This window comes from Segatella copri (genome assembly GCF_026015295.1).
Classification (GTDB): Bacteria; Bacteroidota; Bacteroidia; order Bacteroidales; family Bacteroidaceae; genus Prevotella; species Prevotella copri_C.
In genome coordinates, this window is the sequence record NZ_JAPDUW010000001.1 from 1,082,788 (window position 1) to 1,100,108 (window position 17,321).

Below are 17,321 nucleotides of genomic sequence, written 5' to 3' on the forward strand. Positions count from 1 at the left end.
AGTATGGACACAAATAGAATCAAACGCTTCGCTACCGAAGCACGAAATATATTGAAAGCCGGCATTGCTGCCAAGATTACTACGCTTGGCTTCGACAAGAATGGCAATGTGGCAGAAGAGAACATGCCTCAGCTGATGCAGGGCGGTTCTCTCTGGAATGAGCAGTTTCAGACAGAGGGCTTCTACTACCAGTGGATGTCCCTCTATAACCGTATTCAGCAGAAAGGTATCAGCGAGGTGTATGAGGAAGCTGCCTACACCTGGTTCAACCGTCTCTGCGCCATCCGAATCCTGCAGAAGAACAATCTCTGCAGTCCGGTTCTGGCGTATGCTGATACAGCACGCACTCCCGTCATCGTGGATGAAGCCCGACAGGGACACATCCCACAGATGAAGGAAGAGTTACGCCAGCGACTCGTGGAACTCCTCGATGATGACACCAAGGTGACAGAGCAGTTTGCCATCCTCATCACAGCCTGGTGCCACGACAACCCTATCATCAACCAGTGTTTCGGCAGTATTGCTGATTACACCGAACTGCTTCTGCCAAACAATATTCTGGCAGCAGGCGGTTTTGTGGATATGCTGAACCATACAGAATTTATCACCGATGAAGACTTCCAGTCACCAGAGTTGATTGGATGGCTTTATCAGTTCTATATCTCTGAGCGCAAGGACGAGGTGTTTGCCAAGAAGGGCAAGTTCGAGGCTGATGAGATTCCTGCAGCTACCCAGATCTTCACCCCTAACTGGATTGTGAAGTACATGGTACAGAACACCGTGGGAAGAATCTATCTGGATAATAATCCATACGAGACGCAGCTGCAAAAGAAATGGCAGTATTTGGTTGAACCTTCAGATAAGCCAAGCAATGATACTCTCTTGAAGTACAACGAATTAGAAGACTTAAAGATAGCAGACCTTGCCTGCGGTTCCGGTCATATTCTCAACGAATGTTTCGACCTGCTCTATGACCTTTATATTGCCGAAGGCTATGGTCGTGGAGAGGCTGTGGAGAATATCTTCAGCCACAACCTCACGGGTATCGACCTCGACACCCGTGCCAAGCAGTTGGCAACTTTTGCCCTTTTGTTGAAGGCCTGCCAAAAGGATGCAGCTTTTGCGGATGCGCATTGTATGCCTAATGTGCTCTCTATGCCTAAGCCATGGAACAGAGAGAAGCAAGGCACTATCCAAGACATGCTTCATATCTACTTTCAAGGTGAGGCTACCAACCAGCAGAAGGAAGAGATTACAGCTTGCTTCGACCTGATGCAAAATGCAGACTCGCTTGGCTCTATCATGAAGTTCGACATCAGCGAGAGCACACGATTGCTTATCAAGCAAACTACCGATTACTGGTGCAGTCAGGAGATTGTACCAGATTCCTAAGACATAGCCAAATTTTTGAGCAACTTTTTGTGTTAATAAATACAAAAGAGGTATTTTGGAACATACAGGCACTAAAATATCGGTAGCAGAAATGGTCAAAAATGATTTTTCTGTTACAAATCAACACGGAACTCGTTCTTTTAATAGCGTGTGGCTAGATTCCTAATTAGTTATCCGTGTTTGTGTCTTTACAAGACTCTAAATGGCAGTAGCACAGACTGCTATAGTTCACTTGTTTCGGACTTATGATATTGCAAGTTTTTCATTGCTGCTCTTTGAATCCAACGGTTCCCATTTTCTGTTCTGCTTACCTATAGCGAACATTCTGAGAACAAGTTTGAACTTAACGGCATTCAATGCCTTGCGTTTTGTGTCTGAATCTTGCTTACCTCCTAATTTACGGTTATAAAATGATTGTAACTCTGCATCATATTGTACAACAACTGTGGCCGCCATGGATAGATCTGCTTTCGCCTGACCATCACAGCGTGCTGAAGGTCGGGGACGCCATTTCACACTGGTGCCTGAAGTGCGGAAGTGCGGTGCCACGCCAACATAACTGGCATATTGCCTTGCTGTTTCAAAAGCGGTAAAGTTTCGGGTAATGACAATGACATTTATGGCATTGACGAAGCCTATTCCCGGTATTGTCAGAAGATTCTTGTAAGTAGACAAGAGGCTATCGTCTGTAGCCAGCAACTTCTGTTCTTCCAACTCGATGTTCTCAATGTCACGGCTGAATTTTTTGATGTAGCCATCATATAACTGGGCATCTTCCTTTGTGATGCATAGCTGTCTTCTGTTCATGAAGCATGTACGCTGTTCCACCAGGAACTTACGCTCATTCATCAGTGCCTTGAGTCTCTGCATGGTCTTGTCAGGCATATTATAAGGCTTGACACATTCAGTACCATTATAGCGATAGAGAAAGTCTGCAATCTTGGCAGAGTCAATCTTGTCGCTCTTGTCCTTGGGCCCCATGGGATAATGCTTTACCACATGGGTGGAGAGCATGCAGAACTGATAGTTCCTGGTATTAAGAAACTTCTCCAGCTCCATGGAATAGCTGCCGGTGAACTCCATTCCGAAGAGACTGTTCGAGAGAACCACATGATTCTTCTTGAGCCATGTGCACATTTCGCCAAATCCCTTGCGGGAATTGTTGAATACATCGTGAGAAAAGTCCTTAATTGGGGTTTCTTCACAGAAAATTGATACGTCAATGACATTTTTTGAGATGTCGATGCCGATAAATGATTTATTTTTCATACCTTTGTACCGCATTTTGTAGGAAGGAGCTCTCTATGTCAGGGTAAGCCACATCTTTTAAAAGCTTCCACGGCTAATTCCCTAAACGGCACTTGACCTGGCATTTCAGGCTGGGGAGACTAGATCAGGGAAAGGTCTTTGTCTAAGACAAAATAGTTCACTACCCCCGTCCGGAGTTCCTTCCATTTCAGATGCTCCGGCAAAGGTAGTGAAAAAAACGCAGACAAAAGACTTAGTCGGGAAATAGTTATGCTCTAAGAAGTGCGATAGTTCACTTTTGCTGCATTTTAGTTCTTATATGCATCTGTCTCCACATATGGTGTTCCACGCTTTATCACGGCAAACATACGAAGGACCAGCTTGAACTTGACGGCATTGAGCACGATGCCACCGCATTTTTCCTTTCTCTTGCGTATCCAATAGTCTCTTATTGAAGGATTGTTCCTTATGGCGGAAAGGACAGCTATGGATAAGTCTGCCTTGGCTTCAGAAAAGCCTTTCTTGGAAACCCCCGTTTTCTTTCTTACTGAGGTACCAGATTCCTTTTTAAAAGGGGCTATTCCTATGTAACAGGCATATTTGCGAGGATTGCTGATTGCAGTGAAATTTTCCGTCAATACAATGGTTTCCAACGCTATGATGCGACCAATGCCAGGAATGGAGGTCAGCAGATTGTAATTCTTTCTGATGCTTGTATCTTCATTCATGTAGCTGTCAATCTCTTTGTCTATTGCTTTCTGGTTTTCCTGCATGTTCTTCAGCAGGAGTTTCTTGCGTTCAACGGATAAGTCTGTATCGTATGCGCAGATATCATGAAGCTGCTGCTTATAGAGAGTTGACTGCTTGGTGTTCTGCTTACGCTCTGCCAGCAATCTCTTCAACTTGAAATAGACAGGTGAAGGAAGTTTGGAGGGATTGCGAAGAATCTTCTTGTGGTTCTGCTCACAATAGATTGCTATTCTGAAAGCATCCAGTTCATCAGTCTTGATACGGTCTAGAGAGCGCTGGTCATCATCCAAGTCTGGCTCGAAGCGATGCATTTTGCGAGGTTCCACCATACCATAGATATATTCTTTGGATTCCAGCCATAATCTGAAGTTTTGGTTATAGAGTCCAGTATATTCCATACAGAACAAAAAGGTATCGAAGTCTTTTCCTACCTTTGCGACCCAGGAGCCAATCTTTTTGAACCCAGCATCATCATTGCTCACCTTAATATGAGCATTCTTCCAGTCGATGGTTTCACCATCATAATAAGCAAGGTCGAGAGTCTTCTTGGAGACATCTACGCCAAAGTAAAGTTCCTTATCCATATTATTGACATTTTAGCATTAAATGGAAACAAGAAAACATTTGGTTTGGCGAAGGACTGAATCAAAAAATAGTGATATTCTAGCGTGACATACAGTTCACCTTAACACCCGTTAACCAATTCGTTTAAACTTGTTTCCAGGTGCAAAGGTAAAAGAGGAAGTGCGTACCCAAATGCCAACATTCAAACTGATTCTTGCTTTGACGGAGAAGTATCATGCGCTGGTTATGAATCCGCCTTATATGGGAGCAGGACATATGGACGAAGTACTATTGTCATACGCTAAAGCAAACTATCAAAATACATCTAATGATCTTGGAGCAGTTTTTATGGAGGTTGCTTTTGAAGCAATTAAGGAAAATGGAAAATTTGGAATGATAAATCAGGCTGCATGGTTTTTCAAACCAACATATAAAGCTTACCGTATTGATATTATTAGTTCAGATTCATACAATCTAGAAAGCGCATTATATCTTGGTCCAAATACCTTTCCAGAGCTAAAAGGGGAAGTAGTACAGTCTGTAACTTTCATTGCTTCTAAAAGTAATAAGCAGTCTACTATTTTCTATCATTTGAAAAATGGGGCGACAAGTGAAATAAAATGCAATATGTTTATTCATAAAGATTGCAGAATTTTCATAGAGAAGTTAAACGAATTTTCTAATTTTAATGGTTGCCAATTTGGATTTTGGATAGATTCTAATGTACAGAAGACTTTTAAAGAATCCCCAATTTCTAAATTTGGAGATGCAAAACAAGGCCTAAAAACAGGAGACAATACATATTTTATAAAAACATGGTTTGAGGTATCTAAGTTAAAATTAAACGCCAAATGGTTTCCTGTAGAAACAGGTGGAAACTTTAGAAAATGGTATGGCAATGGAATTAATGTATTGAATTGGGAAAATGACGGAGAAGAATTGAAAAATTTCAAAGATGGAAATGGCAAATTACGTTCTCGTCCACAAGGATTACAATATTCATTTAAAGATGGCATAACTTGGTCTACTTCCGCAGGTGACAAACCTTCTTTTAGATATTCAGACAGAAGATTTCTTTTTGAAAGTTCTGGTTCGAAATTCTTTTTAAAAGATACAGAGAACAATCTTGATGTCTTTTGTGCATATTTTAACTCGTATGTTGTTAAGAGTTTTATCAATATGTTATCTCCTGGACTAGGTGTTTCTGAAGGTGCTATTAAATCTTTACCATTTATAGACGACAAAAATATTCATACATATAAGGCTCACCAAAACATCGCCATCAGCAAATCCGACTGGGACGCCCACGAAACCTCTTGGGATTTCCAACGCAACGAGCTCTTATCCATCGATACCTCCACCTACATGGAGAACATCGATTATAAGATGGAGAAGCATTTCGAGGAGACGGGCGAACATATCAGCATCTCCCCTGCTGCCCCACAGTTAGGCAGTCTGGAATGGCGCATGGAGCAATACAAGACGAAGTGGGAGCGCAAGTTTATGCAGCTACATAAGAACGAGGAAGAGCTCAACCGCCAGTTCATCGACATCTATGGCCTGCAAGATGAGTTGACTCCTAACGTTCCACTGAAGGAAATCACTATCCTTCAGCAGGGAGAGATTGATGTAACAGATAATGGTATTACCTGGAACGAGGATGCAATGACCAAGCAGCTCATCAGCTATGCTGTGGGCTGCATGCTCGGACGTTATCGTCTCGACAAGCCGGGACTCCACATCGCCCACCCTAACCCAACCGATGAGGAGATTGCCCCTTACGAATACAAGGGTGAACAGTGGGAAATAGACGACGACGGCATCATGCCGCTCATGCCAAACGACTGTGGCTTCTCTGACAACGCCTCATCCCGCTTTGCCGACTTCATCCGTGTGGCTTTGGGCAACGAGGAGCATGTGGAGAACCTGAACTACGTGGAGAGGTGCCTGGGCAAGCCGCTGGAGCAATATTTCGTAAAGGACTTCTGGAAAGATCACAAGAAGATGTATCAGAACCGCCCTATCTACTGGCTTTTCTCATCCAAGAAGGGCGCCTTCCAGGTCATTGCCTACATGCATCGCATGAATGCCTACACCGCAGAACGAGTGCGCTCGAAGTATCTCCTCCCTTACATCGAACACCTGGAGGCTGAAATCGACAAGCTCGATGCCCGCCGTGCCGAACTCTCCACCAAGGAGACCAAGCAGCTGCAGATCCTTCAGAAGCAACTCGACGAGTGCCGTGAGTATCATGAGCGCCTACAGGTAGTTGCCGAGCAAGCCATCAGCTTCGACCTTGATGACGGTGTTGTTGTCAACTACGCCAAGTTCGGTAATATATTACAGAAAATTAAATAGACAGAAAATTAGTAATGGACAATCAGCAAATTGCAAATTTATTAAATATCCAAAGAGCAAGTCGTGAAAATCGATTGGTAATCTTTGTTGGTGCTGGAGTTTCTATGAACTCCAGCGTTCCTTCATGGAATCAACTGACCAATAGAATGAAGGCTGAGTTACCAAATGAGTTCTCGGAAGAAACTGACGCACTTAAAATTGCTCAGATTTATAAAGATTCCCGCGGACATAAGGAGTATATGGATAAAGTGAAAGATATTTTACTTTATAACAAAGCTGTACCAAATCCATTACATAAAAGTATATTAGCACTGAATCCATGTCATATAATTACAACAAACTATGACGACTTGATAGAGCAAGAACTTTCCAAGGATTTTTTACAGTATCATATAATACGAGAGGATAAGGACATACCACAAATGACATATCCTAATACTCTTGTAAAGATGCATGGGGATTATGTTACAGATAACATAGTACTCACAGAAGATGATTACTATAATTATAAGGAAAATTTTCCATTAACAAGGGCGTTTGTACAATCTTTGTTTGCAAGTAAATTGATATTATTTGTAGGTTTCTCTTTTGCAGATTTAAATCTTAAGTTTATTCTTAATGAACTTAAAAATATTCTTTCAGATAAAATGCAAAGACCATACCTGCTATCGTGTGATGAGCCAAGCTATGCGACAAAACTTTATTTTGTAAAGAAAGGTGTTAATATAGTTTATATTTCTGAAGCTGATGTTGATTTGCTTAATGATGGAAAATACCAAAGCAAAGATTTAAGCGGAATAGGATTGCATACAGACAAACTTTTGTATGCAATCAAAAACTATAGTGCCATACCACAAGATAATTTGGCTTTATATCTCTATAATCGTATTGTACCATATATGAGTGAAATGCGCTCTTTTGGGGATGGGCTTCAATACTTTTTCCCGAAAATGAAATTACACAGGAAGGCTCATTCTTCTGGTCTGCGAACATTTACTGAATATTTTAAGCAACTTGCAAAGGATTTAGCAACAAATGAAGCTAAAAGAAAATTTCTTAGAGAAAATCCCGCAATCAATTTGCGAACTCTTATGAAATTAGCGTATTATAACTATCTATTTGAAATAGATGGGCTTACCATTCTTGATGCAAAATTAATAGAGAATATAAAAGAATTCAAAGCCTCAACTCTTGATTATATCCATCAATTTGATTCTGCAAAAGTCAATCAGATTGTTAAAAAATTAAGAGTTAGACGGATTACTTACACTATAGAAGATTTAGAACTACCATACATATTATATACTCTTGGTGATGCTTATAGCGCCTATAAATTTTATGGTGATTTGCTTACAGAATACTGGAATAAAAAGAAATACATCTTATATTTCATTTGCAGACATAATATGTGGGCAATTCGCTATTGTGTGTGTAACCAATTATGGCATAATGATAAGTATGATGAAGGTAAGGAAATAGAGTTGGCATCAAGCACAAATCTTGACACTATATTAGCTAAACTGCCTATAGAGTCTGAGGTTAAAATGATACTTCAAGATATGATTTCTTATAGGTCAATAGGAGACCGTACTCTTCATACAGTACATCTAAAAGAAGAAATTTATCAACAAAGAAAAAATGCAGAGAATGGTGGAGGTTCTATAAATAGCTTCATTCCAAATCTGATGTCTCAATTTTATAGGGAATCTTTGTTCTCATGGGCAAATTTCATTATATGGGACAATAACGCATATTTTAAGCAACTTAGTGAAAACAATGCTCTAGGCATATTGAATAGTTTCGCCACACCTTCTTCATCTATGTTTGGAGGGTATGGGCAAAATACCCGTATATGTGCACTTGATGCTTTTATGCTGGAATCATTAATATTTAGCATAGATCATAAAAGGTTAAGAGAAATTATAAAGGGCTATGATATAAAAACGTTGTCATTTAGTCAAAAAGGCGTGAATTATATTACTTCATGTCTTGATGGTTTATTAGAGAAAACAGAAAATATGTTTGTTGACGAAAAGTTGTTTTTCGCTCCGCTGAACAACCTTTTGTTAATAATAAGTAAAGCTAAAGACGAACGAATTGATTCTGTAAAAATATACGATGTAGTAGTTAAATATTTGAACAATCAGTATTATAATAGACAATTTGAAAGCGACATTCTTATGCAAATTATTTGCAATTATGCCCCTAATGTTCATAGAAAAAAGGAGTTAATTATCAAGCTTCTTGATTTCACAGATAGCTACCAACAGTATCTAAATTGCATTATCTTTTTGTCTAAAGAACTATATGATGAGCATCAAATAATAGATAGCTTTAGCTCCAATCATTTTGCAAACAAGGAAAATATTGGCACAGAGATGAGCTACTTATACCCTATTTTACAAGGTGAGATACAAGAAAAAGTTTTAAATTTTTCTTTAGAAAAAATAAACAACTTGTATGACTACATATATTTCATCAACAAGAATAACATTAAAACCTACTCTGTAGGGAAATTTAGAGAATTACTGGAGCTAATGAAATTCTCTGCAATTACTTATAGTACATACTATATTCTTGCTGAGTTACGAAAAAAAGACATATTTCAGGAGCTTCATCAATATATAGATGAGTCCACACTATTAGATAAGGAATGCATAAGATTCTTTTTAGCACCCTTTGAGTATGATAATGAGAAAAATGTAGAAGTCCCCTGGATTCTATCTTTTGATGAAGACAACCGTCAAATGTTGTTTAAAAAGGAAGTATACAAGAACAAACTGAAACAGTATATTTGTGACCCACTGGTTCAAGAGGGCGAGAAACTACAATTATTGAAGTATTTATAAAGTTATGGTACAAGATAGAATATACAATTATTTTGAGCGCAATCCACAACTTCATGTGCTCTTCATCTTTGACAAGATGAACATCATCCAAAACGAACTGGATGAGATGAAGCTATGGAATGACGATTATATATATAAGGTGTTTGATGGTGCGTGGTTCAATGCCAAGTATGCCATCGAGAACGATTGGAAGGACAAACATGTAGTTCTGCTCTTCCCTGAACAGGTATATCCTCATACAGAGGAACAGCAGCTTAGTTTTCCCCTACTCGATATGCTGAAAGCCAACATGGAATATAAGGAAGAGGACTATGCCAGCTTCATGCAGCAGTATAATCTTCCAGAAAAATTCCGTAGTTTCGTGAAGAAGAACATTGGCGAAATCATGTCGTCTAAGGTAAGCAACATCCTTAATGGACATATCGACAGTACATCGTTCAGCGAGGATATGGTTTGCCGTGCCTTCATTTCCAATTATCTTGGCGATAAGAAACTGCAGGAATGGGAACAGCTCATTATCAAGATGATTATTCTGGATGGAATAGCAGAAGAGAAGAAGCGTACTGATTTCTGGTATAAGCTCAGCAAGAATTTTGATGCTTCAAAGGCTTTATCGGAAAAGTTGGATAAGCTCTTCGGTTTGACACCTAACTTTAACGCTGCCATCAAGATGAAAAACGTGGCTGAGAGTTTGAAGTACAATAGCATCACTCAGCTTTTAGACGCAGTACCTGGAGACACCTATAAGCAGTACAAGATCAGCAATTCTGTAGTGCTTGACCAGGTGAACAAAATCTATGAGCTGGGTACACACGACCGCCAACTATCAGAGAAGTTTGCCCAGGCAATGAGTATTTTGGCAACAGACATTAAGGAAGAGGAAATCATCAATATCTATGGTATTGATGCCAACTACTACTATCTTACAGAGTCGCTCTGCTGGCCAATACTCAAAGAGATTGTAGAAGAAAAGCTGATGGCAGACCCAGAGCAGGTAAATGACCGCATGCGTGAGTTGTCTTTGAAGCTTCCTGTAGATAGTGACATTCAGATTGCAATCCGATTCATAGAGCAGTCGGCTTTATACTATGCTCAAGTAAGAGGTCTTGGAACGCTGAAACTCAACAGCACCAAGGAGTATATAGAGAAATATACAGAAGAGTTCTATCTTGTAGATCTCTACTATCGTCGTACACTTGAAGCTTACCACGAGCTGATTACAAAGGAGAATCCTATCGAACAGACATTAAGTGATGCCAAGCGTCAGTTGGATTTGGAATATGCCAAGATTACTAATGTACTAAACCTCGAATGGCTGACATGCGTCGGGGAAAAGGGTGCCTGGTTTACTGAAACCGGATTAAAGCGTCAAGAGGATTTCTACAAGAACGAGTCAGATACCAGTGTTAAGCAGGTTGTCATCGTATGTGATGCGCTTAGATATGAGGTAGCAAAGGAACTGATGCAGGAATTGGCCAAAGAGAAGCATATTGCAACAATAGATGCATACCAGGCAATGCTCCCTACGGAAACCAAGTATTGCAAGCCTGCCCTCCTCCCTCATCACTTGCTGGAGTTGAATGGCACAGACATGATGGTGGATGGAACATTGCTGACGACTACAGAACAGAGGACTGCACATTTGGGAAAATATCGGGAAGGAGCCATCTGTACACGCTATGAAGACGTGATGAATAGCGACGCACAATCCATGCGTGAACTCTTCAAACGTTCATTGGTGTATATATTCTATGATACAATAGATGAAGCCGGTCATTCACAAAGTCCGTTCGAGGTAATCAGTGCTTGCAGAAAAGCCATTGAGCAACTGACTGTACTGGTAAAACGTCTGCATGCAACATGGAATGTAACAAATGTACTTCTTACAGCAGATCATGGTTTCCTCTATAATGACATGAAGTTTGAAGATAAGGACAAACATAGCATTACAGACTCTGCTATAGAGAAAAAGACAAGATACTATCTCACAGATAGCAACGATACTTTTGAGGAAATAGTAAAATTCCCACTTGACAAGGTATCTTCCATCAAGAGTACCACTCCTTTACAGGTTGCAGTTCCTATCGGAACCAACCGCCTGGCTGCACCGGGTGGCTACAACTTTGCTCATGGTGGCGCATCGCTTCAGGAAATGATTATTCCTATTATTAAGAGCGTGCGTAAGAAAACAAACAAGACAGAAAAGGTGGGCGTAGCTCTGATGAGCCACAACCTGAATATGGTGAGTAGCCGCCTGAAGTTCCAGATGATACAGTCGGAAGCTGTAAGCATGACCGTGATGGAACGCAAGGTGGTTTGCTGTATTTATAATGGTGACGATCCTGTAACCCAGGAAAAGGAAGTGACACTGAACAGCACTGATGCAACGAACTTGAACAATCGTGTGTTTGAAGTGACACTCAATCTGAATAAATCTGTCAATGCAAGTATGTTACAGCTTAGAATCTACGATGTGGATGACAAACTGAACCCACTTGTACGTGAGACAGTGAAGAACAATACAATGATAGAACAAGATTTTTAAGGAATACTGCATATGGATTTACAACAGAAAGTAATGAATGCCTTCATAGGCAAAGTGGTAAGAAAGGATTTGGCTTTCCTCGTGAAGGGAGGCCTGCCTGTTCCTACATACGTGTTGGAATACCTGCTGGGGCAGTATTGCGCCAGTGATGATGAAGAAATCATCAACGAAGGTTTGGAAAAGGTGAAGCAAGTGATCCAGAACAACTATGTTCACCGTGCTGAAGCTGAATCGGTAAAAGGAATCATACGTGAGAATGGCAGACATCGCATCATCGATAAAGTGACCGTTGTACTCAACGAGAAAAACGATGAGTACCAGGCTACATTTGCCAACCTGGGATTGACAGGAGTACCAATTGGTACAGACTACGTGCGTAAGAACCCAAAATTGCTGAGTGGCAATGGAGTTTGGTGCATCGTAACCATCGGTTATATCAGTGGTGAAAGCGTCAAGGTGAGATGGGAAATTCAGACATTGAAGCCTATCCAGATTTCAAATATCGACCTGCAGGAATATATCGACCAACGTAAAAACTTCACTACAGAGGAGTGGATTGACTTTCTGATGCACACAGTGGGTCTGAACCCTGAGGCAATGAACCGCCGTGAGAAGTTCATCACTTTGGCTCGTCTTCTCCCTCATGTTGAGAACAACTTCAATTTCATGGAATTGGGTCCAAAGGGAACAGGTAAGTCTCATGTATTCCAGGAACTGTCTCCTTATGGCGTACTTGTCAGCGGTGGTGACGTAACCTCAGCCCGACTTTTCGTGAAAATCCAGGGCAACAAGGAGATTCTCGGATTGGTAGGCTATTGGGATGTAGTGGCATGGGACGAGTTTGAGCAGCAGAAAGGCCGTAATGTGGATGCTGTGCTCATCGACACGATGCAGAACTATCTTGCCAACAAGTCGTTCAACCGTGGTAAGGGAACCCATGAGGCGAGTGCATCCATGTCTTTTGTCGGTAATACCAAGCATACTGTTCCATACATGCTGAAGAACAGCCATCTGTTTGAGAGCATTCCTACATCATTCATCAAGGGTGCGTTCCTCGACCGTATCCATCTCTATAATCCAGGTTGGGAAATCAAGATGTTGAAGAAGAACAGTTTCTCCAAGGGATATGGTCTTATTACCGACTACATTGCTGCCGTACTTCACGAAATGCGCAATGATGACAGAACAGCAGTACTGAATGACTATGCAAAGTTTGACGGTTCACTCTCAGAACGTGACCATCTTGCTATCCGCAAGACTTTCTCAGGCATGATGAAACTCATCTATCCTGATGGTAAGATGACAGACCAAGAGGCCTATGAGTTGGTTGACTTTGCTGCAGAAGGTCGTAAACGTGTGAAGGATCAGCTCTATGTGATTGACGAAACTTTCATGGCAGAGCCTGCAAAGTTCAAGTACATCAACTTGAAAACTGGTTTCGAAGTGAGCATAGAGACATTGGAACAAGTAAGCAATCAGGTAGTAGAACATACTACGACTGAAGATAATACAGAAGAAGCTGAAACTTCCACAGAAAATAACGAGGCTTCTACAGAAGTTACTAATGCAGAGGGCGGTTCGAATCAGCACCCGACCAAACGTCCACGCATTCCTATTCTACAAGAAAAGAGTATGTCATTCAGAATGGGACAAACAGGCGTAAGTTATGAGAAGTTATTTGCACCTTATATGAGAGAAGCAAAGGAAATAACCGTTGAAGATCCATATATACGTGCTTCATGGCAAATCAAGAACTTCATGGAGTTTGCTCTGATGCTTATCAATACACGTCCTGTGGATGACTTGAAACTGAACCTTTTCACTAATGAAGAGGAAGACAAGATTCCAGACTTGATTGACAAGCTTGATGACATCAAGGACGACCTTGCTTCTTATGGCATTGAGTTTACATACAAGTTCAGAGACTTCCATGACAGATGTATCAAAACAGATACAGGATGGACAATTACACTTGGACGTGGTCTTGACATGTTTGAAAAGTATAGTCCCTACTCTATTGCATCATCAAAACAGGATATGCGCAAGTGTAAGGAGTTTACTGCGACATTCATGAAGACTAAACATGCGTAACACAATATCAGAGCAGCCACGGTATTCAATGAATACCAAAAGGCTGCCCTAATTGTAATTTATAGAACTGATAAGGTAGAGTTCTCTGGAGGAAATTTAATTTTAATCAGAAAGAACAAATATGAGTTTAAAAGATATAGTTACATTATTCAAGAATCACCAAATCCAATATGGACTAAATGGCGATTCTAACTTAGAAGAATTATATAAATGGGAATTGGTGTCCAAACAAAATGGACATCCAGACCCTAATGCTGTAGATTTTTCCAACGAGATTAACTCTCTTGATCTAAGCAATCTCTGCTTCAGTTCACAAATTACCGCAATTAGAAATTTTGCGAAATATGAACCAGAAGAGTATCGAAAACTCTTTAGAGTACTGTTTGATGAAAGCATCCTTCTACAGGAAAGAATAGAAAAATTCACTGATAGTTGCAAAACATTATGGGATAATAAGATTAAGGCAAAGTTCACTACTCACACGAGTGCAATGTGTGATGAACGACTTATCAGCTGTTTCTTGGCATTCTACAATCCTCAGAAATATACTTTTTATAAAAATGACGTATATAAGAATTTATGTAAGCTTTTAGAGATCAAGCCTCGAAAGGCTGGGCACAAGCTTGTTCATTTTTACGAATTATTGGAACAATATGTTATTCCTGAAATAAAGGAAGAGGAAGATTTGATTTCATCAATCAATGACGAGTTAGCAGATAATGGATATATTCAAAGTATGCCACTTACTGCCCAAACGGTTTTATGGTATTATAATAGTGCTTTATTAAAAATCACAGACACTGACTATGAAGTTATTGAAAATGAACTTGTTGAAGCAAAAACAAGCAACGCCATGATGTATCAAAAATATATTGACTTGCTTAAAGAAAGCAAGAACTTAGTTCTGACAGGTGCTCCTGGTACAGGTAAGACCTTTATGGCACAGGCCATAGCAAAAGAAATGGGATGTGGTAAAAACGAAATGTGCTTTGTGCAGTTTCATCCTTCTTATGACTATACAGATTTTGTAGAAGGACTCCGACCTATCATGATGTCAGAAGGACAGATGGGATTTGAGCGTAAAGATGGAATTTTTAAAGAGTTTTGCAAAAAAGCTATCAAGAACTTGATTGATTCTGCAAAGAGTATTGAAAATCTGTCTAAAGAATTATCTTGGGAGAATAAGTTACAGCAATTTATTGATGACTCTATAGATAACGATACAAAATTTAAATTATCAAATGGAAGTGAGTTTACGATAGATGAAATCAAAGGGAGAAACATTATAGCTCATAATGATAGTAACCCTAAAACGCCACTTATTCCTATAAACGCTGACGAAATAATAGAGTTGCTGACCAATGATGTTCCACTAAATATAGTGCGTGATATCCGTACCTATTTTAACAGAAAATTTGGTACACAACCTGATTCTTATGCATTCATTATTACGAAAGCTATTCGTGAAATGAAATATAAGACGCAAGTTATATCAGCAAACAAAATTGAGCGTAAGCCATTTGTCTTTATCATTGATGAAATCAATCGTGGAGAGGCTTCAAAAATATTTGGTGAACTATTCTATGCCATTGACCCTGGTTATAGAGGCAAGAAAGATATTCGAGTAAAGACTCAATATCAGAACCTTGTCCCTGAAACAGATGTATTTGCAGAAGGATTTTATATTCCTGAAAACGTATTCATTCTTGGTACAATGAATGATATAGACCGTAGTATCGAGAGCATGGACTTTGCTATGCGTCGCAGATTCACTTGGAAGGAAATAAAGCCAGAAGATACACAATCTATGCTCGACAAACTCGAATGTGCCACTAAGGCAAAGAATGTTATGGTAAGATTGAATAATGAGATATCCAAGATTGAAGGGCTTGGACCTGCCTACCAGGTTGGACCATCATACTTCTTAAAGTTGGGTGATAATGGTGGAAACTTTGAAAAGCTGTGGAATATGAATATCGAACCATTGCTTAGAGAATATATACGTGGTTTCCGCAAATCAGACGAAATTATGGAAAAGTTGAGAAATGCTTACTTCGATACCAAAGAAAGCAACTCAAATATTAATGATAATGAATTAGTCGATGAGAATTAACTTAACAGACAATAATATTGGACAGGTGAAAGCTGGGACATTTCTTCGCAAAGATGTCTCAGCTTTATTCCCTATTGCCGACAAGACAATAGCTCAATTATGTCATGAAAATGAGAATCTGCTAGTATTTCCCTTTAGTATAGAGGATTCAGACGACAAAGTCGGTGAAGCTTCAGTTATGACCATTCTAAATACAAGTGACTCTGAAAAGGTACGTATTACCACAGGAAATGTGATGGGGTTTATCGGTGTTGGAAACCTGCAGATAAAAATCAAATCCCGCTTTGACGAAGGACGCGACGACTATCTCTTACATTACATGCTTCAAAAGGTCTTTTCATTCAATCTCTTTGACCTTAATCACAACAACGAAAAAGAGGATGTATTTGACTTTATCATGTTTATGTTCCCTCACTTGCTAAGGAACGCAATGCGTCAGGGCATATACAGAGAGTATCAGAACTTCAAACATAACGATGCAAAATTAAAAGGTACTATTGACTGGGGGCGCCATATTGCCCAAAACATTCCGTTTGCAGGAAATGTGGCATACTCCACTCGTGAATATTCCTATGACAATGACATGACAGAGTTAATCCGTCATACAATTGAGTTTATGAAGTCAAAGAGATATGGTCAATCCGTATTAGGTTTAGACCAGGAAACTATAGACAATGTAATATCTATAATTTCACTAACTCCTTCATATAACAAAAATGAGCGTGGTGCAATTATTGGTAAGAACCTTAGACATAAGAGTCATCCTTACTATACGGAATACCAGCCACTGCAATGCCTATGCTTACAAATTCTTAGAATGGAAGAAGTAAAGTACGGAGAAACAGATGAGGAGATTTGCGGTATTCTGTTTGATGGAGCCTGGCTTTGGGAAGAGTATCTGAATACCATTCTACAAAAAGAGGGCTTCAAGCATCCAGAAAACAAGAAACATAAAGGTGGCATCTATTTGTTTGAAGATCATAGTGGAATCCGTTATCCAGATTTCTATAAAGATGATATTGTTCTCGATGCAAAATACAAGAAGCTTGAAAGTTATGAAAAAGTTTCAAAAGTTAATCGTAATGACCTTCATCAGTTAATCACATACATCACTAACTTACAGGCCTCGAAAGGAGTTTTTATAGCTCCTTTGACTGAAAGACAGCAGAAAATTCCAAAATCACGATTAAAGGACTCATCTGCATCACTATATATATTAGGTATTGAGATTTGTCATACGTCCACATCTTATGCAGACTTCTGTGAAAAGATGAAAGCAAAAGAAGCATACTTTGTAGATACATTAAGGCAATTATAATAGGTCAAAACAGCTAATTTAAGCAGGAAGAAACAGTTCTTTCTGCTTTTTTATCCAGTAATATGCACTATCTTTTTATAGTGCAGATAGACT

At 39.7% G+C, this 17,321-nt stretch carries 9 protein-coding genes; 7 read left to right on the forward strand and 2 right to left on the reverse strand.

What is annotated here, in order from left to right; genetic code table 11:
- Positions 1–3: 3 nt before the first annotated feature.
- Complete coding sequence (locus ONT18_RS04490) at positions 4–1,392, forward strand: BREX-1 system adenine-specific DNA-methyltransferase PglX (RefSeq protein ID WP_264904327.1); 1,389 nt, start codon at positions 4–6, stop codon at positions 1,390–1,392.
- A gap of 243 nt (positions 1,393–1,635) precedes the next feature.
- Here the strand turns inward: ONT18_RS04490 and ONT18_RS04495 are convergent, their stop codons facing one another.
- Together ONT18_RS04495 and ONT18_RS04500 are read right to left on the reverse strand one after the other, a co-directional pair.
- Entirely contained in the window at positions 1,636–2,661 is a 1,026-nt protein-coding gene (locus ONT18_RS04495; protein WP_181993552.1) for an IS110 family transposase, read from the reverse strand.
- Between the two features lie 287 nt (positions 2,662–2,948).
- A complete protein-coding gene (locus tag ONT18_RS04500) occupies positions 2,949–3,974 on the reverse strand; it encodes an IS110 family transposase (RefSeq protein ID WP_118063236.1) in 1,026 nt (341 codons plus the stop codon).
- Positions 3,975–4,146: 172 nt separating this feature from the next.
- On the opposite strand from ONT18_RS04500, the gene pglX reads away from it, so the two are divergent.
- The 6 genes from pglX (at position 4,147) to ONT18_RS04530 (ending at position 17,228) form a co-directional block, all read left to right on the forward strand.
- Positions 4,147–6,312, forward strand: a complete 2,166-nt coding sequence (gene pglX, locus ONT18_RS04505) for a BREX-1 system adenine-specific DNA-methyltransferase PglX (RefSeq protein ID WP_264904331.1) — start codon at positions 4,147–4,149, stop codon at positions 6,310–6,312.
- A 14-nt stretch (positions 6,313–6,326) separates the two neighbouring features.
- Positions 6,327–9,161, forward strand: a complete 2,835-nt coding sequence (locus tag ONT18_RS04510; protein ID WP_264904333.1) for an SIR2 family protein — start codon at positions 6,327–6,329, stop codon at positions 9,159–9,161.
- Positions 9,162–9,165: 4 nt separating this feature from the next.
- Positions 9,166–11,706 (forward strand): BREX-1 system phosphatase PglZ type A, encoded by a 2,541-nt coding sequence (pglZ, locus tag ONT18_RS04515; RefSeq protein WP_264904335.1) that lies wholly within the window; start codon positions 9,166–9,168, stop codon positions 11,704–11,706.
- 12 nt (positions 11,707–11,718) lie between these two features.
- The gene (brxL, locus tag ONT18_RS04520; RefSeq protein WP_118139870.1) at positions 11,719–13,797 is read left to right on the forward strand and encodes a BREX system Lon protease-like protein BrxL; all 2,079 of its coding nucleotides are present in this window, start codon (positions 11,719–11,721) and stop codon (positions 13,795–13,797) included.
- Positions 13,798–13,918: 121 nt separating this feature from the next.
- The gene (locus tag ONT18_RS04525) at positions 13,919–15,910 is read left to right on the forward strand and encodes an AAA family ATPase (protein WP_264904338.1); all 1,992 of its coding nucleotides are present in this window, start codon (positions 13,919–13,921) and stop codon (positions 15,908–15,910) included.
- Positions 15,900–17,228, forward strand: a complete 1,329-nt coding sequence (locus ONT18_RS04530; RefSeq protein WP_264904339.1) for an McrC family protein — start codon at positions 15,900–15,902, stop codon at positions 17,226–17,228. The genes ONT18_RS04525 and ONT18_RS04530 overlap by 11 nt, the downstream gene beginning before the upstream one ends.
- Positions 17,229–17,321 lie beyond the last annotated feature (93 nt).